At 65.8% G+C, this 17730-nt stretch carries 19 protein-coding genes; 14 read left to right on the top strand and 5 right to left on the bottom strand.

Features of this window, described 5'->3' with window-relative positions; genetic code table 11:
* Nucleotides 1–4: 4 nt before the first annotated feature.
* The 3 genes from tssK to CCR84_RS11955 form a co-directional block, all read right to left on the bottom strand.
* Nucleotides 5–1342, bottom strand: coding sequence for a type VI secretion system baseplate subunit TssK (tssK, locus tag CCR84_RS11965; protein ID WP_201212559.1), 1338 nt, complete (start codon nt 1340–1342; stop codon nt 5–7).
* 63 nt (nt 1343–1405) lie between these two features.
* The gene (gene tssJ, locus CCR84_RS11960) at nt 1406–1873 is read right to left on the bottom strand and encodes a type VI secretion system lipoprotein TssJ (RefSeq protein ID WP_201212557.1); all 468 of its coding nucleotides are present in this window, start codon (nt 1871–1873) and stop codon (nt 1406–1408) included.
* Nucleotides 1874–2021: 148 nt separating this feature from the next.
* On the bottom strand, nt 2022–2195 hold the full coding sequence (locus CCR84_RS11955) for a hypothetical protein (RefSeq protein ID WP_201212555.1): 174 nt from the start codon (nt 2193–2195) through the stop codon (nt 2022–2024).
* A 35-nt stretch (nt 2196–2230) separates the two neighbouring features.
* Between CCR84_RS11955 and CCR84_RS11950 the strand changes: the two genes are divergently transcribed.
* The 10 genes from CCR84_RS11950 to CCR84_RS11905 are packed head-to-tail and all read left to right on the top strand — an operon-like array spanning nt 2231 to nt 12680.
* Entirely contained in the window at nt 2231–4168 is a 1938-nt protein-coding gene (locus CCR84_RS11950) for a molybdopterin oxidoreductase family protein (RefSeq protein ID WP_201212553.1), read from the top strand.
* Nucleotides 4169–4171: 3 nt separating this feature from the next.
* The gene (locus CCR84_RS11945; protein ID WP_201212551.1) at nt 4172–5233 is read left to right on the top strand and encodes a 4Fe-4S dicluster domain-containing protein; all 1062 of its coding nucleotides are present in this window, start codon (nt 4172–4174) and stop codon (nt 5231–5233) included.
* A 9-nt stretch (nt 5234–5242) separates the two neighbouring features.
* Nucleotides 5243–6127: an FAD/NAD(P)-binding protein gene (locus tag CCR84_RS11940; RefSeq protein WP_201212549.1), complete on the top strand. Its 885-nt coding sequence runs from the start codon at nt 5243–5245 to the stop codon at nt 6125–6127.
* On the top strand, nt 6124–6675 hold the full coding sequence (locus CCR84_RS11935) for a hydrogenase maturation protease (protein WP_201212547.1): 552 nt from the start codon (nt 6124–6126) through the stop codon (nt 6673–6675). The genes CCR84_RS11940 and CCR84_RS11935 overlap by 4 nt, the downstream gene beginning before the upstream one ends.
* A gap of 4 nt (nt 6676–6679) precedes the next feature.
* Nucleotides 6680–8542 carry a complex I subunit 5 family protein gene (locus CCR84_RS11930; protein ID WP_201212545.1) on the top strand — a complete coding sequence of 621 codons (1863 nt, stop codon included), beginning with the start codon at nt 6680–6682 and terminating at the stop codon, nt 8540–8542.
* A 25-nt stretch (nt 8543–8567) separates the two neighbouring features.
* Nucleotides 8568–10235: a hydrogenase large subunit gene (locus CCR84_RS11925; RefSeq protein WP_201212543.1), complete on the top strand. Its 1668-nt coding sequence runs from the start codon at nt 8568–8570 to the stop codon at nt 10233–10235.
* On the top strand, nt 10235–11158 hold the full coding sequence (locus CCR84_RS11920) for a respiratory chain complex I subunit 1 family protein (RefSeq protein ID WP_201212541.1): 924 nt from the start codon (nt 10235–10237) through the stop codon (nt 11156–11158). The genes CCR84_RS11925 and CCR84_RS11920 overlap by 1 nt, the downstream gene beginning before the upstream one ends.
* 14 nt (nt 11159–11172) lie before the next feature.
* Nucleotides 11173–11709, top strand: a complete 537-nt coding sequence (locus tag CCR84_RS11915; RefSeq protein ID WP_201212538.1) for a 4Fe-4S binding protein — start codon at nt 11173–11175, stop codon at nt 11707–11709.
* 9 nt (nt 11710–11718) lie between these two features.
* On the top strand, nt 11719–12246 hold the full coding sequence (locus tag CCR84_RS11910; protein ID WP_201212536.1) for an NADH-quinone oxidoreductase subunit B family protein: 528 nt from the start codon (nt 11719–11721) through the stop codon (nt 12244–12246).
* A 23-nt stretch (nt 12247–12269) separates the two neighbouring features.
* Nucleotides 12270–12680 carry a response regulator transcription factor gene (locus CCR84_RS11905; protein WP_201212534.1) on the top strand — a complete coding sequence of 137 codons (411 nt, stop codon included), beginning with the start codon at nt 12270–12272 and terminating at the stop codon, nt 12678–12680.
* A gap of 29 nt (nt 12681–12709) precedes the next feature.
* Here CCR84_RS11905 and CCR84_RS16800 read toward each other — a convergent pair whose 3' ends face one another.
* Together CCR84_RS16800 and yghU are read right to left on the bottom strand one after the other, a co-directional pair.
* On the bottom strand, nt 12710–13342 hold the full coding sequence (locus tag CCR84_RS16800) for a glutathione S-transferase N-terminal domain-containing protein (RefSeq protein ID WP_201212532.1): 633 nt from the start codon (nt 13340–13342) through the stop codon (nt 12710–12712).
* Complete coding sequence (yghU, locus tag CCR84_RS11895; protein WP_201212530.1) at nt 13339–14214, bottom strand: glutathione-dependent disulfide-bond oxidoreductase; 876 nt, start codon at nt 14212–14214, stop codon at nt 13339–13341. The genes CCR84_RS16800 and yghU overlap by 4 nt, the downstream gene beginning before the upstream one ends.
* Nucleotides 14215–14402: 188 nt before the next feature.
* Between yghU and CCR84_RS11890 the strand changes: the two genes are divergently transcribed.
* The 4 genes from CCR84_RS11890 (at nt 14403) to CCR84_RS11875 (ending at nt 17673) form a co-directional block, all read left to right on the top strand.
* Entirely contained in the window at nt 14403–16610 is a 2208-nt protein-coding gene (locus CCR84_RS11890) for a hypothetical protein (RefSeq protein WP_201212528.1), read from the top strand.
* A 143-nt stretch (nt 16611–16753) separates the two neighbouring features.
* Nucleotides 16754–17038, top strand: coding sequence for a DnaJ family domain-containing protein (locus CCR84_RS11885; RefSeq protein WP_201212526.1), 285 nt, complete (start codon nt 16754–16756; stop codon nt 17036–17038).
* 90 nt (nt 17039–17128) lie between these two features.
* Nucleotides 17129–17398, top strand: coding sequence for a CopG family ribbon-helix-helix protein (locus CCR84_RS11880; RefSeq protein ID WP_201212524.1), 270 nt, complete (start codon nt 17129–17131; stop codon nt 17396–17398).
* Nucleotides 17398–17673 carry a type II toxin-antitoxin system RelE/ParE family toxin gene (locus CCR84_RS11875; protein ID WP_201212522.1) on the top strand — a complete coding sequence of 92 codons (276 nt, stop codon included), beginning with the start codon at nt 17398–17400 and terminating at the stop codon, nt 17671–17673. Before CCR84_RS11880 ends, CCR84_RS11875 begins: the two co-directional genes overlap by 1 nt.
* The last annotated feature ends 57 nt before the right edge of the window (nt 17674–17730 follow it).

Here is a 17730-nt window from a genome sequence, read left to right as displayed (position 1 = left end):
CCTCTCATTCGCGGATGGCCCAGAATTCCAGTTCGAGCCCGGGGAATTCGCCGGCGATGTGCATGGCCATGCCACCGGACTGCTGCAGCTGCTTCCACAAGTCGCCGCTGCGTTCGAGCTCGAAGTAGGTGAAGCCGGCGTGGTAGGGGATCTGCCGTGGCGCCACCGGCAGCGCACGCAGGGCAATTCCGGGCAGGGCCAGGTTCACCAGATCGCGGATGCGTTCGACCGGCCCGATCTTGACCTGGGTGGGAAAACGCGTGCGCAGGATTTCGCCGGCGACCTGCGCGTTGACCGCCAGCACGAAGGAAGCCGTACGCAGCAATTCCAGGTCGGGAATGATCGCGACCCGCACACCGTACTTGCGCTCCTGCAGTTCGATCGGGATCGCGCCCTGCTCTAGCACCATCGACAGCGATCGGCGCAGGTCGGCGATGAGCGGCCCGAAACAGGCCTCGGCGTCGTCGTGCTGGTAGAGCGGGTAGTCGGGCGGGCGCCGTCCCTCGCGCGAGAAGCTGCACAGCTCGCCGGCCAGCGACAGGCAGTGCAGGTACAGGGTCAGGGGATGCAGCAGCGTGCTCTCGCCGAACTGCCTGAACACGGGTTCGTGGCGGTTGACCGTCTGCAGCAGCAGGAAATCGGCGATTTCGGCGACGCCGCCGCGGCCAGGTTGCGACAGGCGTGCGGCGATCGCCTCGCCACGCTGATGCAGGAGGCCCTGCAACTCACGGATGTAGCCGGCCAGGCGCTCGTTGCCGCGGCAGGCGAGGCTTGGCGGGATGAAGGCATTGTCGAGCAGCAGCTGCTTGTCGGCGCGACGCTCGCGCACCCTGACGACGCCGAGCGTCGCCCAGGCGTCGGTGGCGTCCCGTTGGCGCATCAGTTTCAGGCGCAGGTCGCCGACCTGGACCAGCGCCTCCTGCGCATTGGCGAGGGTGTTGTCCGGGACCCGCAGCTCGCCGACCACATAGCGGGTGAGGCCGCTGGCGTCTTCGCCCGCCACATCGGCTTCAAGATTTCCCGGCCGGCGCAGGGGGACGCCGAGCACGACGAGTTCGTCCCGGACATCGGCGCCGAGCTCGAGCGGCAGGGGGGCGAGATCGTCGGCCGGAAAATCGAAGGGCGTGCCGTCGGGGAAAAGGCCTTGCGCCCGCGTGAGCGCGACCTTGCCGAGCGCCAAGGCGGCTTCGTCGATGACGAGACTGACGAAGCCCCAGGCATGGCCGGCGATCGGGCGGGTGCGTCCTTCGATGAGGCGTTCGAGATGGCGGTCATGCTGCTGCAGGTGCTGCGGCTGCAGGAACATGCCTTCCGACCAGAGAGTCTTGCTGTTCCGGGACATGGGGCTCGCCCTTCAGGTTTGCGCTTTTTCAAAAGCCCTGGCGTGAAATTCCGGCCCGACCGTTCATTCGCCGGAGATGTTCACGGAGCGCGATTCGACACGGATGCTGATCGGCTGACTCTCGTGCGGCACGACGTCCAGACTGTCGCGCCACCGTGCGTGCTCCAGGTCGCGAAAGGCAGCGACGACGCCCAGGTGTCGCGTGTCGGGCTGAAGCGTGCGCTCGAAATTCCGTTCCTCTCCGGGGCGCAACAGGAACTCCTCGCGCGCCACCGCGTCGGCGCCCAGGGCCTGGCTCTCGTGGTCCCACAGAGTGAAGAAATCGGCACCGTTGAATGCGGCGGCCGACTTCAACTCGAACAACCTGAGCACGACCGGCGAGGCTCGGCCCCGGCTGTCGGGGTTGAGCGTGTTCGTCACCTGCAGTGCAGCGACGACGACGGCCGGTTTGGGTGGCGCTGCGCCACAGGCGGCAAGCAGCAGGGCGGCCGACAGGAGGACAAGTGCGCGCAAGGCAAGAGGTTTACTCACTGAAATCTCCGTCGCTCATTAACTTGTAACTTCAAAGGCATGCGCCCGGGTGCGTGCTGCCGCCTACCGGGCTCGCCTGGCAGCGCAGGCCAGCGGTCGGTCATCACGGGATGACGTCGCGTTGCCCTCCGTCTATTATTTCATCATATTAAGTGATCCGGCAAATTACGACGTTTGCACGAATGCCATCTGCTTCGGGAATGCGGTTGGGGAAATTTACGCTGCGTGCCGGGTAGCGTTCCTGCTTCCGCAAGCGGCCGTTTTCTGCTAAAACTGCATCAGCAAAGGCGAGGGCCGGGCAGCAGCGTTCAGCCTTCTCCATGGGGCGCTGACGAAACCCGGAGGCATCGGCTGGCTATGAGCTATCAGGCGTGCGTATGCAATCTTTGCGGCACCGGCTGCGGGCAGTTCCTGAAGACCGACGGCAGGAAGGTGCTCGGCGTGGCCCCCGTCATCGCGCATCCGGTGAGCAAGGGCAAGCTCTGCGTTCGTGGCTGGCATGCGAACGAGTTGCTCAACAGCAATGAGCGGATCACGACGCCGCTGATCCGCGAGGACGGTGCCTGGCGCACCGCCAGCTATGCGGAGGCGATCGAGCTGCTTGTGCGGCGGATGGGCGAGTTCGACGGGCCCGCCGGCGAGATCGGTGTGTTGGCTTCGGCGCGTTCCAGCAACGAGGACCTGTTCGCCCTGCGCAGGCTGGTCGACGAGGTCTTCCACACGCACGTCGTCGGCGTCGGTGCCGAGGCCGGGCACCGCAACAGCATGGCCTGCATCAGCCATGCCTTCGGTTATCCCGGCGCCGTCGGCAGCCTGACCGCGATCGACAAGGCCGATTACATCCTGGTCGTCGGCAGCGACATCACCCGCCAGAATCCGATCATCGGCGGCAACATCCACTACGCCGCCCGCCGCGGGGCGCGGGTGGTGACGATGTGCAGTTCGCGCACGCAGATCGCCAAGCTGTCGACCAAGCATTTCCAGCAGAAGCCGGGGACCAAGGGCCTGCTGCTCAACGCGCTGGCGAAGGCGCTGCATGCCTTGCGTACGGTCAACAACACGCGCCGCGTCGATGTCGGCAAGCTGCCGGGCTACGCCCGGTACATCGACGCGCTGCGCAGCATCTCGTCGGTCGCGCTCGAGGCGGCGAGCGGCATCCGCTACGAGGAGATCGAGGCCGAGGCCGAACGCCTCGACCGGGCGAAGTCGGTGGTGATCCTCTTCTCCTCCGGGATTTCGGGCCTCGACCAGTGGACCATCCAGGCGATCACCAACCTCGCGGTGCTCACCGACAAGATGGACGACGAGAACTCGGCGCTGATTCCGGTCGCCGGGATCAGCAACCTGCAGGGCAGCTTCGACATGGGCTTGTCCGGCGAATTCGGCAACAGCGTCTTCAGGCGCCTCGCCGAGCCCCAATCGCCGCTGCGCGCGCTGTTCGTCGTCGACCACGACGACGGGATCATCCGCGACCGCGAGCGCATCGAGGCGCTCGATTTCGTCGCCTACTGCGGCGCCTTCAGGAATCCGTTCATGGAGCTTGCCGACGTGGTCTTCCCGCTGACCGCGTTCAACGAGGCGGACGGGACCTACACGGCCTCCGACCGGCGCGTGCAACTCACGCGCAAGAACACCGCCAACGCCAACGACTGCCTGCCGGGTTGGGCGCTCTACCAGGCAATCGCCGGGCAGGCTGCACGGTCCCGGCCGGTTGCCGTGCCGGCCGGCCGTCCCTGGGGCTACCGCGACGCTGCCGAGGTCTTCGCCGACATCGCCCGCTCGATTCCCGGCTACCACGAGCTCTCGCACGCGCAGCTGGCCAAGGGCTTCGGGCAGCATTGGGACGTCGGTGCCTTCGCCAATGCTGGCAGGAAGCGCTTCCACGAAGTCCGCATCGACTACCCGACACCGCCGACCAGCGACGAATTTCCGTTCGCGCTGATGGTCGGCAAGGCGCAGCACTTCTGGCACCAGAACAACCTGATGCGCAAGACCCTGATCCCGCGGCGCGAGTACGACCAGACCCTGCTGCTCTACCCGCAGGGCTACGTCGAAATCAGCCCCGAAGACGCGAACAGGCTCAAGGTCAAGGACAAGTGGCTGGTGCGGGTGACGTCGAGCACCGGCACCAGCATGCACATCGCGGTCAAGATCTCCGCGGACGTGCAGACGGGGACCGCTTACATCCCCTATTTCATCAAGAACATGATTTCCGACTTCCTCATCCACTACGACAATGCCTTCGCTGCCGGCGAGGAGAGCATCATTCCGGTCAGGATCGAGGAAAAGGAGTAGGTGATGTCCATCTATCTGGTGAGTTCCGAGGAAATCAAGGCACTGGCGCTGGATCTGCAGAAAACGCACGAGGTCTATGGCCCGCAGCTCAAACCTCCGGGCGGACAGGTCTTCTTCGACCTGCTCGCTGCCGGCGAAGTCCCCGACCTCGACGCGGCGATTCCGTCGATGCCGGTCAAGGAAATCCTGTTCCCGCAGATGGAGCGCATCCTCAAGTACCGTTACGATCCCGAGGCGCAGCAGGTCGAGATCGAAAAGCAGTACGCCGAGAAGCCGAAGGTGCTGTTCGGCCTGCGTCCCTGCGACCTCAACGGCATCCTCTGCCTCGACCGCTTCTTCCTCGGCCAGGAATTCGTCGACGACGTCTACCTCGTCCATCGCCGGCAGAGCATCCTCATCTCGAACACCTGCAGCGCCCCCTGGGATCAATGTCTCTGCGTGTGCACGCACAGCGGCCCGGCGGCCGAGGAGGGCTTCGACCTCGACCTCACTCGCCTGGACGACGGCTACCTGGTGCAGGTCGGCAGCGCGAAGGGGCAGGCGATCGCCGACGCGCAGGGCTGGCAGCCGGCCGGTGAAGAGCACCTCGCCGCGAAGAAGGCCGTGATCGAGCGCTCGATCGCCTCGTTCCCGGAACTGGCCAAGGACAACAAGGCGTGGATTTCACGCGCGATGAACCGGATGACCACCGGCTTCATCAAGCACGAGATCTGGGAGTACATCGGCAACCAGTGCCTCGAATGCGGTGCCTGCGCCTTCGTCTGCCCGACCTGCAGTTGCTTCAACATCGAGGACGCGCAGCAGTGCGGCGGCGATTGCGAGCGCCTGCGCACGCGCGACTCGTGCTCCTTCGAAGGCTACGCGCGCATGGCCGGCGACCACAACCCGCGCAAGCCGGTCGAGGACCGCCGCAACAAGCGTTTCTTCTGCAAGCTCTCGTACTCGCAGTCGAAGAAATACCTGCGTCCCGGCTGCGTCGGCTGCGGCCGTTGCCAGTGGGTCTGTCCCGGCGACATCGGCCTGCCCAACGTCGTCCAGTACATCCGTCGCGAAACCAGCGCATAGGCGAGGATCATGGCTCAAGCGAATGCTCAAGCGCGGCACCGTCCGGGCTCGTGCCAAGAAACCGGCGTCTGCCCGATCGTCGCCTTCCCGGAGGTCGTCAATATCGACGAGATCCGCGACGAGGCGCCTGAGGTGAAGACCTTCTACCTGTCCTTCCTCGACCCCGAGCTCGCAGCGCAGTTCACGCTGAAGTCCGGGCAGTTCATCATGTGCACCGTCTTTGGCGCCGGCGAGTTCGCGGTGTCCCTGCCGCCGAGCCCCGAGAACGACCGCTTCCACATCACCGTGCGTGCGGTCGGCAAGGTGACCCACGCGCTGCACGCGCTGCGTCCCGGCGACAAGCTCGGCGTGCGCGGCCCCTTCGGCAACGGTTTCCCGTTCGACGAGATCAAGGGCAGGAACATCATCTACGTCGCCGGCGGCATCGGCCTCATCCCCCTGCGCAGTTCGATCGTGCACGCCTTGCAGCACCGCGAGGAGTTCGGCCGGATCATCCTCCTCTACGGTGCGCGTAGCGCGCGCGACCTGCTCTACCAGGAAGACATCGTCGAGTGGAAGAAGAACGAAGGCTTCGAGACCTTCATCACCATCGACCGTCCCGAAGCCGGCTGGTCAGGCCACGTCGGCTTCGTGAACAAGCTGATCGAAGCCGCTGGCGTCCCGGTCGATAACACGGTGGCCTTCGTCTGCGGACCGCCGGTGATGTTCAACAGCGTGATCGACGAACTGCTGCGGCGCGGGATGAGCGAGCACGACATCGTGTCGACGCTGGAGCGGCAGATGAAGTGCGGCATCGGCAAGTGCCAGCACTGCTCGATCGGCCGCACCCTCGTCTGTACCGACGGGCCCGTCTACACCTACCACCAGATCAAGACCCTGGGCGAGGTGATATGAGCACGCTGCCGCGCGGCCCGGCTGCCGGGAACGATCTCGTGTCTCGCCTGCGGCAGATTCTGGCGCAGCCGACCTGCATCGTCGGCGTCGGCAATCCCTGGCGCAAGGACGACGCCGTCGGCGCGCTGATCGCCGAGCGTCTCCAGGACGAGCTTCCGGCCTCCGGGCAGCTCGGCGTCGTCAACGCCGAGGACGTGATCGAGAACCACGTGTTTACGATCGCCGACGGGCCGGCGCAGAACGTCCTCATCATCGACGCCGTCCGCGGCGCTGGCGGCGATCATGCACAACCGGGCACCTTGTTGCTCGGCCCGATCGAGGACCTGGAAGACGCGGCCGGCGGCTGGTCGACGCACAAGCTCGCGCTGTCCACCGCGGCTGCCGTATTGAAGCATCACGGCAAGTCAGTCTGGCTGCTCGGCATCGTCGCCGGAGACACCGATTACGGCAATGAGGTCGGCCGGGAAATCCTCGACAGCGCCGAGGCCGTGATCGACATGATCCGGACGCAGGGGCGGACGCCCGTTCCCGCGCTCCACGGGGAGTGAGAAGATGGAAATGCAAAGCACCTTGTTGGCCGGACTCGCGCTGCTGCTCGGGTCGGCGCTGATCACGCCGCTCCTCGCCACGCAGCGGCGAGTCGCCGGCGCAGCGAACTTCCTGTTCACCCTGGCCGCCGGGACGAGCTTCGGCCTGCTTGCCTTCGCCATCCTCTCGGGCAGCGTTCCCGGCGAGAGTTTCGTCCTGCATCTCGGCGAGATCGCCGTCCCCTTCCTGATCGACGGCTTCTCGGCGCTCTTCCTCGCACTGATCTCGTTCATGGGCGCGCTGGCGGCCTTCTACTGCATCGGCTACATGGAGATGGCGCATTACCGCGACTACCCCTTGCGCGGCTTCTACCTCGCCTTTCCGCTCTTCCTTGCCGGCATGGTCGGCATCGTCACCGTCGACGACCTGAGCATCGGTTTCACCGTCGCCTGGCAGACGATGACGCTCGCCTCGTACTTCCTGATCCGCTTCGACGACCGGAATCCGGAGATCGTGCGCAGCGCCAACAAGTACCTGCTGCTGATGCAGGTCGCCTGGGGCTGCGTCGTCGTCGCCGCGGCGGCCATCCCCGAGAGCGGCCCCGGAACGCCGCTGCACGCGCTCGCCGAAGGACTCGGCGCCGCCGAGTCGCCGCGGCGGGCGGCGATCTACGCGCTCCTGCTGCTCGGCTTCGGCATCAAGGCCGGCATGTTCCCGCTCGGCCAGCTCTGGCTGCCCGACGCGCACTCCTCGGCGCCGTCGCCGATCAGCGCGCTGCTCTCCGGGGTGATGATCAAGACCGGCGTCTACGGCATCGTGCGCACGCTGTTCTGGATGGTCCCGCCCGAGGTCCAAGTGCACGAAGGACGCAATCTCGGCCTGGTCCTCGCCTGTTTCGGTGTCGTCACCCTGTTCATCGGTACGGTGCAGGCACTCAAGCAGCACGACGCCAAGCGCCTGCACGCCTACCACTCGATCGGCCAGATGGGCTACATCCTGCTGGCGATCGGCAGCGCGCAGTATTTCCTGCTCTCCGGCAACCCGCTGCTCGGCACGCTCGCGGTGTTGGCGCTGGTCGGCGGCATCTACCACCTGGCCAACCACGCGCTGTTCAAGGGCCTGCTCTTCCTGACCACCGGCAGCGTCCAGTACGCGACCGGGACGAAGGACCTCGACAAGCTCGGCGGCCTCTTGACACTGATGCCGCTGACCGCCTTTGCCGCCGCGATCGCCTCGGCGTCGATTGCCGGGATCCCGGCCTTCAGCGGCTTCGTCAGCAAGTGGGCGATCATCGGCAGTGGCCTGCTCGGCGGCAAGGCCGCCGGGGTCATCGTCCTCTTCGCCGTGATCGCGCTGATGACCAGCGCGATCACGCTCGCTTCCTACGTCAAGTTCTTCGGCATGGCCTTCGCCTCGGCCGGGGTCGAGTGGAACGAGAAGAAGGATATCCGCGAGGTCGACTTTTGGATGCTGCTGCCGATGCTGCTGCTGGCGGCGGCCTGCCTCGTCCAGGGCTTCTTTCCGGCCTTCTTCGTCGATCTCTTCGTCGGCATCTTCGCCAACGCCGACGGTTCGATCGCGCAGGCACTGTTCGCCGACCCGGCGACGCAGGCGGCGCTCGCCACCTCGTGGGCGGGCGTCCGCCTCGACCTCGGTGCCGGTGGCGTCGCCTTCGTCATGCCGCTGGTCGTCCTCGCCGCCCTCGTCGTCGCCATGGTGCTGGCCGACTGGCTGCGCACCTCGGGCAGCAGCGCGCGGCGCAGCGCACCGGTGTGGCTGTGCGGCTACCAGACGCGCAACCAGGACAACAGCTACGTCAGCAGCCACATCTACGCGGCGTTCAAGAAGTTCATGAGGTGGACGGGCGGCAACGTCCACGGTGCCTGATGGCCGGGCAGAGCAGGGGTGCAGGATGAGAAAAGAGCTTGAAGCGGCATTGACCGCGCAACTGGGTGACGCGGTGATCTGCGTCGAGAAGACCGACCGGCGCACGGTCTTCGTCGATGTCAGGCGCGAGGCGATCCGCGCCGCCAGCCGGATCATCGTCGCGCAGGGCGGGCGCTACATGTGCAGCGTCGGCTACGACGAGATCGCGCGCGACGGCAGTCTCGGCCTCGTGCATACGTATTCGGTGGACAGCGAGGACCGCTTCGTCTGCCTGCGCACCAAGGCGCCGGCAGACGACCCCGAGGTGGAGTCGATCACGCCCGACCTGCCCTCGGCCGGCTGGTCGGAGCGTGAGTACATGGACCTTCTGGGCTTCAAGTTTCCGAACCACCCGAAGCCGAAGAAGCTGATCGTCTGCGACGACTGGCCGCCGGGCATCTACCCGATGCGCAAGGAAGTGCCGCACGACCTGGTGCCGCAGGGCGCCGAGGACGTCGCCTACCAGTTGGACGAGGCGCCGCCAGGCACCAAGATCGTGCCGATCGGCCCCTTCCACCCGAGCCTGCACGAGCCCGAGCACTTCGCCGTCTATGTCGACGGCGAGACGATCAAGGGTTGCGACTACCGCGGCTTCATGACCCACCGCGGCATCGAGAAGCTGTGCCAGACCCAGGTCAGCTACAACGAGATCCCGTTCATCGCCGAGCGCATCTGCGGCATCTGCGGGTCGGTGCATGCCACCGCCTACTCGCAGGCGGTCGAGGCTGCGGGCGGCATCCGGATTCCGCGCCGCGCGGAGTACATCCGCACGCTGATGCTCGAGATCGAGCGCATCCACTCGAACCTCCTGTGGCTCGGCGTCGCCGGCCACCTGATCGGCTTCGACACGGTGTTCATGCAGGCCTGGCGCGTGCGCGAGCAGCTGATGTGGCTCGCCGAACGCCTGACCGGCAACCGCAAGACCTACGGCATGATCCTGATCGGCGGCGTGCGCCGCGACATCACCCCCGAGATCGCCGACGACATCCGCGCGGTGGTCACCAAGATCGAGCAGGAACTGCGCGTGATCCACAAGGCGATCGAGAAGGACAGCTCGATCCACAAGCGCACCAAGGGCGTCGGCACCATCACCAAGCAGGAAGCGATCGACTGGGGCCTGGTCGGCCCCGTCGCGCGCGCGCGCGGCGTCGACATCGACGCGCGCCGCGACCATCCCTACGCGGCCTACGACGAGATGAAGTTCGACGTGCCGGTGCTCGACGACTGCGACGTCTGGGCGACGCTGGTCATCCGCGTGCTCGAGGTCTATGAGGCGATCCGCATCATCCACCAGGTGCTCGACCGCATGCCGTCAGGGGAATACTTCGTCGAGCTGAAGGACGACATCCCGCCCTTGCGCCACGCGATCACCGTGGTCGAGGCGCCGCGCGGCGAATCGACGCACTACGTGATCACCGGCGAGGACAACCGCCCCGAGCGCTGGCGGGTGAGGGCGCCGACCTACCCGAACCTGCAGGCGGTGCCGCTGATGCTGCTCGACGAGCAGTTCGGCGACTTTCCGATCATCCTCGGCAGCATCGACCCCTGCTTCTCGTGCACCGACCGCGTCGCGGTGGTCGACCTCAGGTCGGGCAAGGCCAGTTCGCTGACGAAGAGCGAACTGGAGCGCATGTCGCGGAAGGGAGGCCTCTGATGCAGCCGATGTTCGACAACCCGCCGGGCCTCTTGCTCGTCTTCGGCAACCTGCTCGTCTTCCTGCTCTTCGCGCCGCTCTTCGATGGGATCATCCGCCGCGTCGCCGCGCGCGTGCAGAACCGCGTCGGGCCGCCGCTGCTGCAGTCCTTCTACGACCTGTTCAAGCTGCTCGGCAAGGAGAACGTCGATTCCGCCGGCACCGCCCCCTACCGCCTGGCGCCGCTGGTCGCGTTCGCCTCGATCCTCTGCGTCGTCGCCATCCTGCCGGTCGCCGGCCGGCCGACGGCGCTGACGCCCTACGCCGACGCGATCTCTCTGATCTACCTCCTGACCCTCGGTGGCGTCGCGGTGCTCATGGGCGCCTTCGCCAGCCGTAACATCTATGCGCTGATCGGCGCCAGCCGCGAGATGACGACGATGATCATGGTCGAGCCGATCCTGTTCATGATCCTGCTGCTCGGCGTCCTGAAGACCGGCAGCCTCGACCTGACCACCGTGATCTACGGAACGCCGGCGCGCGAGTACGGCTGGCCGGGGATCGTCATGCTCGTCGTTTCCCTGTTCGCGCTGCAGGCCTTCGTCGGTCGCCAGCCCTTCGACATCGCCGAGGCCGAGCAGGAGATCATGGGCGGACCGTTCATGGAGTACAGCGGGCCGAACTACGCCCTGTTCAAGTACTACCTGATGGTGAAGCAGATGTTCTATGCCTACCTGCCGGTCGCGGTGTTCGTCCCGCTGCTCGGCGCCAGGCACGTCGGCTTCGACCTCGTCATCCAGCTGATGCTGACGGCGCTCGTCTTCCTGCTGATCGGTCTGCTGTCGGCGACGCACCCGCGCTTCCGCATCGACCAGGCGCTGAAGTACTTCGCGGGCCTCTTCGTCGTCGCGCTCTTCGCGATCGGCGGCGCGCTGTTCGCTTGAGAGGGAGAAAGACCATGTGGCTCACCAGCAAGATCAAGCAACTGATGCTCGTCGCCAAGCCCGGCGTGGTGACGCTCGACTACCCGCTGCAGCCGGCACCGGCGCCGCAGACCTTCCGCGGCCAGCCGACCTGGGACCACCACAAGTGCATCGGCTGCGGCGGCTGCGCCAACCACTGCCCGGCGCGCTGCATCCTGACGCGCGACGTGTGCCAGGAACTGCGCGTGATGCTCTACGACGGGACGCGCTGCACCTACTGCGGGCGCTGCGCCGACGTCTGCCCCGAAGACGCGATCAAGATGAGCAACACCTTCCAGACCGCGAGCGACGACAAGGACGACGTCACCACGCGCATGGAACTGTTCATGATGACCTGCCAGCGTTGCGGCCGCTGCTACGAGATGGAAAACAGCAACGCCATCGACCGCCTCGACCTCAAGGGCTTCCGCTACGACAACCTCGAACAGCGCGCGCTGCTCCGCAAGTCCTCGGAAACCTTCGCGCCGGATCTCCTCGCCGAGACCGAGGGCTACCAACGACCGCGCAGATAGGAGCGCAAGATGCTGAGAAGCCTGTGCAAGAAGATGTTCGCCAAGTCGGTCTGGGTGTACCACTGCAATACCGGTGCCTGCAACGGCTGCGACATCGAGATCCTCAACATCCTGACGCCTTATTACGACGTCGAGCGCTTCGGCATCAAGCTCGTCGCCTCGCCGCGCCACGCCGACGCCATGCTGATCTCCGGCGCGGTGACGCGGCCGACGCTGCCGCTGGTCAAGCGTGCCTACGAGGCGATCCCGTCGCCGAAACTGGTCTTCGCCATCGGCTCCTGCGCGACCGGTGGCGGCGCCTGGTTCGACACCTACAACGTCACCGGCGGTGTGGACAAGGTGCTCCCGGTCGACTACTTCATCCCCGGCTGCCCGTCGCGCCCCGAGGCGATTCTCTTCGGCATCGCGCTGGCCCTGGGCCTGGTCGAGAAGGAAGCCGCGCCGGTCGAACTGAAGCAGATGGAGTTCCCGATCGACATCTACGAGCGCAGGGAGGCGTGGGAGAAGCGCAACGTGATCTACGAGCTGCTCAAGTGAGCGCCGCCGGAGAGGGGCAAGGGATGAAGAAGATATTGCTGGTCGACGTCGATGAGGATTACCTGCGCGATCTGGCACGGCTGCTCGAAGGGAAGGGCTACGCGGTCGAACTCGCGCACAGCAGGGTCGAGGGCCTGAAGAAGGCGCTCGCCTGGCGGCCCGACGTGATCGTCCTCGAAGCCATCCTGGAAACCGACACGGCCGGTTTCGAATTCATCTACCAGCTGCGTGCCGGGCGCGCCGACTCGCGCTACCGGGAAATCAGGAACACGCCGGTGATCATCGTCTCGGCGATCCACGAGGTCACCCATTTCCGCTTCTCGCTCAACGAGGAGGCGAGCTACCTGCCGCCGATCAGCGCGATGCTGACGAAGCCCTTGCAGCTGGAGGCCCTGCTCGCGGAACTGGAGAAGCTGGGCGCAGCGGCGGCGTAGGTGACGCCCCGGCCGCTGCGCGCCGCGCGCTAGAGGCTCAGCGACGGCCGCTTTCCCATCTCCGCGCGCCAGCGCAACAGTTGCGGGTGGCGCTGGTCGGGCCTGAGTCTGACCACGCGCGCGAAGTCCACCGCGACGACCGCGCTGATGTCGGCGATGCTGAACTGCCCGGCCGCGATGAATTCGCGGTCGGCGAGCTTGGCGTCGAGGTCTGCGAAGAACTGCTGCACGCGTGCCCGACCCCGCTCGGCCAGCTCGGGGATCTGCGCGTAGTCGACCGGCCCCGGCAGCGCGCGCCCGACCATCGTCGGCGAACTGTTGCGCAGCACCTCGGCAATCGCCAGCAGGCCGTCGAACTCGATCTTCCAGTTCCAGCTCGCGATCTCGGCCTTGTCCAGCGGCGTCACGCCCAGCAACGGCGGCTCCGGCCAGCGCGCCTCCAGCCAGGCGGCGATCGCCGCGTTGTCGCTGAGGATCACGCCCTCGTCGGTGCGCAGCGCCGGTACGGTGCACTGCGGGTTGATCTGGCGGTAGGCCGCACCGAGCTGCTCGCCCGCGCGCAGGTCGATCTGCACCGTCTCGTGGGCGATGCTCTTCTCGGCGAGCAGGATGCGCGCGCGGCGCGGGCTGGGCGCGGTCGCGCAGTCGTAGAGGGTGATCACGATCGCGCTTCCAGCTTGTCCTGCGTGCGCGTGTCGAAGTCGCTGGCGTCGTGGCGCTCGCGCAGCTGGCTCTCCAGCGGCCCGTTCACGCGGTTGACCCTACGGCCACGCTGCACCGCCGGGCGGCTGGCGATCTCGTCGGCCCAGCGGATCACGTTCCCGTATTCGTGCACCTGAAGGAATTCACCCGCGTCGTAGAGCTCTCCCCTGACCAGCGCGCCGTACCACGGCCAGATGGCGATGTCGGCGATCGTGTACTCGTCACCGGCGACGTACGGATTGTCGGCCAGCCTGCGCTCGAGCACGTCGAGCTGGCGCTTGACCTCCATGGCGAAGCGGTCGATCGCGTATTCGATCTTGGTCGGTGCGTAGGCGTAGAAGTGGCCGAAGCCGCCGCCCAGAAAGGGCGCGCTGCCCATCTGCCAGAACAGCCAGGACAGGCATTCGGCACGGCGCGCCGGCTTGCCCGGCACGAAGGCGCCGAACTTCTCGGCTAGGTAAAGGAGGATCGCGCCCGATTCGAACACCCGGACCGGGGCGGGACCGCTGCAGTCGAGCAGCGCCGGAATCTTGGAGTTGGGGTTCACCTCGACGAAGCCGCTGCCGAACTGATCGCCCTCGCCGATGCGGATCAGCCAGGCGTCGTATTCGGCGCCGGCATGACCGAGCGCGAGCAATTCCTCGAGCAGCACCGTGACCTTGACGCCGTTCGGGGTGGCCAGCGAATAGAGCTGCAGCGGGTGCCTGCCACGCGGCAGCGCCTGCTCGTGCGTGGGACCGGCGATCGGCCGGTTGATGTGGGCAAAGGCGCCGCCGCTGGCCTTGTTCCAGGTCCAGACCTTGGGCGGGGTGTAAGCAGCGGAGTCGGACATGCGAGTTCCTCCTGAGAAAGTGCCGGCAAGCCTGCATGATATTGCAAGCTGCGGAAGAAAAACCGCAATGACTGTGGCGAACCCGTTGTCTATGCTGTTTGAATGGCTGCGCCGACTCGGGTGCAAGCGAAGGGAGCGCTCAAGCTCACTCCGGCATGCCTGCCGGAGCATCGATCCAGGAGGAAACAATGGAAACCACAGCCGCAAGACCGTCCGGACAGCAGCTGGAAGTCAGGGTGAGGATCGACCAGCTCGGGGACGAATCCCTGCCCGACGCTGCCGCTTACGTCTTTGACGAAGCCGACCGACTGCTCGTGTCGGAGAACCTTGTCCGTCGAGACTCGTCTACGTTCAAGCTGCAGCTCTCCCTCCCCGGAGACTTCAGCGCTCGACGCCTGCGCGTCATGGTTGCACCTGCCATGTCAGAAAAGTCGACGACCGGCGAGCTTCCGCAGTGGATGCAGCCGGTGCTCGAACAGGCCGGACAGCTTCCGCGTTCCGCCCTTTACGAAACCCTGCTGCGCCGTGGCGGCGTCGAGCGGAAGGTCAGGGTTGGCGCCAAGGAGGGAATCGTTGATATCGCCGTCGCCCGGGGTGACTGGACGAAGTGGCTCCAGTGCAGCTGCCAGGTGCGCGGACGCCTGGTCAAGCGCGTCAAGATGGCGGACGGCTCCACGGCAAGCTGGGGCGTTTGTCACGCCTGCGTTCAGATCTGGGAGGTTGACGCAGTCCCCCTCGTCCTGGCGAGGATCCCGGACGAGGCGCTCATCCGGATACGCGACGAGTTGATCGAACTGCTCAAGAGCCGGCCGCTCCCCAGGCCGAAGATCCCGCTGCCCTTGTTGGCGGCGCCCGCCGGCGCTGCTGCCGGACTTCGCGCCACTAATTCCGCTGCCGGCGAGTTGCTCGCGAGCCCGCTGCCAGCCTCGTCGGAACTCGAAGCGATCGCCTACGCGAGTTCGGCGGTCCAGATCCGCAACGCGCTGGCCGTGGCCTGGAAGCCCCACGCCTTCATCCTCTGCTCGCTCGGCGAGCTGGTATCGCATCTCCACAAGCACCTCCTCAAGTGCGTGTGCACCGACGAGGACGGCTACTTCGACACGAGCATCGACTACTCGTGTGCGGGCGACCACCCCGACCTTTATTTCTCGGCCGGCCAGTGCATCGATGGTTCCTGGCACTGGTTGTACGATCCCGGACTGAAGTGCCATGTGCATTGGAATCATGCCTGCGGCAGCGACGTGATCCTCGAGACCAGGGATCCCCAGGCCAGGGTATGCGCCCCGTCGATCGAGGTCGATCCACCCGCAGGGGTGCTCAAGTGGGTGATGCCCTATGCGATCGGCGGCATCCCGGTGCAGAAGGTCAAGGCCACCGGTCTGGTCGATCACGGCTTCGACTTCGACGCGACCGACGCCCCCTGGGGGGCCGTGCTCGGCTTCCGCGTCGGGCACGCAGCCAGCATTCCGACTGCGCAGATCCGCTACTATCGCTGGCTCGTTAAGAAACCGGGGGCCACGGCATTCGTCGATCTGGCGGCGCCTGCGGCGCTCGGCATCTACAAGACCTACGTCGATTACGACCTGAGCGCTCCGCTCAAGCCGCCTTCGTTCCCGCTGTATTTTCTCGGGCCGAAGGGCGTGAACTCGATGCTGCTGTATGAATTCCGCCCCCATGAACCGCCCGCCATCCCTGGCCATCACCGGGAGTGGCCCGGCGGCGATTATGCCGGAGAAATCTACTCGGCAATGGTCGACTCCAGCCAGCTCGATCATGGCCTGCACAGCTTCCGGCTCGAAGTCTACAACGAGTCCGGCGTCAAGGTGTCGCCTGCACCTGCGGACTTCCAGTTCATCCTCAGGGACCTGAGCGGAATCGACAGCCACGTCGTCACGGCGGGCGAGGGACTGGTCGACGGTGGTTTCGAGTTCAGCCTGACCATCGACAACCGGGCCTGCACGGCCGCGATTGACCCACCCACGGCAGGGGGGCTCGGTGCCAACCCGGACTGCGGCTTCCTGCAGTTCAATCCGGCAGACAGCGTCGGCTTGTCCGTGCATGCCGTCCACCCCGAGAATCGGGCGCGCTTCCGGCATTGGGTACGCCGTGGCGCGAACGTCCTGTTTTCGTCCAGCGGCGAGGTCGCCGCGTCCTCCGTTGCGATTGTGCCGGGCGGACCGACGCCCGCCGAGCAGATCCTGAGCGGGGATGGCTCGGGCCACTTCACCGCCAGCCTCTCAACGGGCTTCCTGCTGGGCTCGTGCAGCCAGGCCGCATTCGCCGAAATGCTCGAAGTCTATGCCAAGGCCACCAACGGCTGGGATCGCCTGCATGGCCTCGATGCGCAGACCGAATGGGCCTTTGCCCTGACCCCGGCCAAATCCCACACGCCCTAGGGCGCGTCGGCAAGGAGCTTTGCGGAGCCGGGAGCTCTCGCCGGCTCCTTTTCCCAAGCCAGCGAGCCAGGATGCAGGGCCCGCATTGTTGCATTGATGGCCGGATGCAACAATTCGGGCCCTGAACCCTTACTGAGTTTGCGATGAGCGCGATTTTCGAGATCCTCGCCGAGCAGCGCATCGCCGACGCGATCCGGCGCGGCGAGCTGGACGGCCTGCCGGGTGCGGGCAAGCCGCTCGAATTCGATGACGATCCCTTCGTCTCCCCCGAGCAGCGGATGGTCAATCGCGTGCTCAAGAACGCCGGTTTCACGCCGCCCGAAGTGGCTTTGCGCAAGGAGATCGCCGCCTTGCCCGAGGGCGCGCAGCGCAGCGAGCTGAAGCGGAAGCTGGCTTGGGTGCTGCTCGAACTCGGAGGCAAGGGGTGAAGCGCTCGCCGAATCTGTTGATCGATTCAAAATGAATCACTATGATTAGAAATGAATCAACCAGGGTGCGCTCTCTGAAGGAGATTTTTCATGGCACAGACCGAAACCAAAGTTCTGACTGCACACGTCCCGATTCTTCTCGCCGAGAGGGTCGATCAAATGGCCGCTCGCCTTGAACGCTCCCGCGGCTGGATCATGAAACAGGCTCTGTCTGCCTGGGTCGACCAGGAGGAAGAACGCAGCCGCCTGACCCGCGAGGGTTTGGCCGATGTGGATGCGGGGCGCGTCATCGATCATCAGGCCGTGCAGGCGTGGGCCGACAGCCTTGGAACGGATAAGCCCTTGCCGGTGCCCCGCTGATGGAACTGAAATGGACCAGCAAGGCGCTCTCCGATCTGCTACGCCTGTACGAGTTTCTGGCGCCCGTGAATGAAGCTGCGGCTGCGCGTACCGTACAGTCGATCACGGCGGCGACGTCCACCTTGCTGAACAACCCGCGCATCGGCGAACGGCTCGATGAATTCGAGCCGCGTGAGGTCCGCCGAATTCTCGTCGGTCGTTACGAGATGCGCTACGAGATCGTCGATCTCAGCCTCTACGTGCTGCGACTCTGGCACACCAGAGGGACAGTATGAATCATACTGTCCCCAGTTCTTAGGTTTTCAAGGGGCGGCACGAATCAGGCCGCCCCC

The organism is Rhodocyclus purpureus (assembly GCF_016653115.1).
Classification (GTDB): Bacteria; Pseudomonadota; Gammaproteobacteria; order Burkholderiales; family Rhodocyclaceae; genus Rhodocyclus; species Rhodocyclus purpureus.
Note: the sequence above shows the minus strand (reverse complement) of the source record. Positions and strands in the feature narration are given on the sequence as shown.

Bases quoted from the DNA above. Each gene is read 5' to 3' on its own strand.
- CCR84_RS11905 (WP_201212534.1), top strand. From the start codon at position 12,270: ATGAAGAAGATATTGCTGGTCGACGTCGATGAGGATTACCTGCGCGAT.
- CCR84_RS11940 (WP_201212549.1), top strand. From the start codon at position 5,243: ATGGCTCAAGCGAATGCTCAAGCGCGGCACCGTCCGGGCTCGTGCCAA.
- CCR84_RS11950 (WP_201212553.1), top strand. From the start codon at position 2,231: ATGAGCTATCAGGCGTGCGTATGCAATCTTTGCGGCACCGGCTGCGGG.
- CCR84_RS11945 (WP_201212551.1), top strand. From the start codon at position 4,172: ATGTCCATCTATCTGGTGAGTTCCGAGGAAATCAAGGCACTGGCGCTG.
- CCR84_RS11920 (WP_201212541.1), top strand. From the start codon at position 10,235: ATGCAGCCGATGTTCGACAACCCGCCGGGCCTCTTGCTCGTCTTCGGC.
- CCR84_RS11910 (WP_201212536.1), top strand. From the start codon at position 11,719: ATGCTGAGAAGCCTGTGCAAGAAGATGTTCGCCAAGTCGGTCTGGGTG.
- CCR84_RS11875 (WP_201212522.1), top strand. From the start codon at position 17,398: ATGGAACTGAAATGGACCAGCAAGGCGCTCTCCGATCTGCTACGCCTG.
- CCR84_RS11915 (WP_201212538.1), top strand. From the start codon at position 11,173: ATGTGGCTCACCAGCAAGATCAAGCAACTGATGCTCGTCGCCAAGCCC.
- CCR84_RS11925 (WP_201212543.1), top strand. From the start codon at position 8,568: ATGAGAAAAGAGCTTGAAGCGGCATTGACCGCGCAACTGGGTGACGCG.
- CCR84_RS11930 (WP_201212545.1), top strand. From the start codon at position 6,680: ATGGAAATGCAAAGCACCTTGTTGGCCGGACTCGCGCTGCTGCTCGGG.
- CCR84_RS11880 (WP_201212524.1), top strand. From the start codon at position 17,129: ATGGCACAGACCGAAACCAAAGTTCTGACTGCACACGTCCCGATTCTT.
- CCR84_RS11935 (WP_201212547.1), top strand. From the start codon at position 6,124: ATGAGCACGCTGCCGCGCGGCCCGGCTGCCGGGAACGATCTCGTGTCT.
- yghU (WP_201212530.1), bottom strand. From the start codon at position 14,214: ATGTCCGACTCCGCTGCTTACACCCCGCCCAAGGTCTGGACCTGGAAC.
- CCR84_RS11955 (WP_201212555.1), bottom strand. From the start codon at position 2,195: ATGGAGAAGGCTGAACGCTGCTGCCCGGCCCTCGCCTTTGCTGATGCA.
- CCR84_RS11885 (WP_201212526.1), top strand. From the start codon at position 16,754: ATGAGCGCGATTTTCGAGATCCTCGCCGAGCAGCGCATCGCCGACGCG.
- CCR84_RS11890 (WP_201212528.1), top strand. From the start codon at position 14,403: ATGGAAACCACAGCCGCAAGACCGTCCGGACAGCAGCTGGAAGTCAGG.
- tssK (WP_201212559.1), bottom strand. From the start codon at position 1,342: ATGTCCCGGAACAGCAAGACTCTCTGGTCGGAAGGCATGTTCCTGCAG.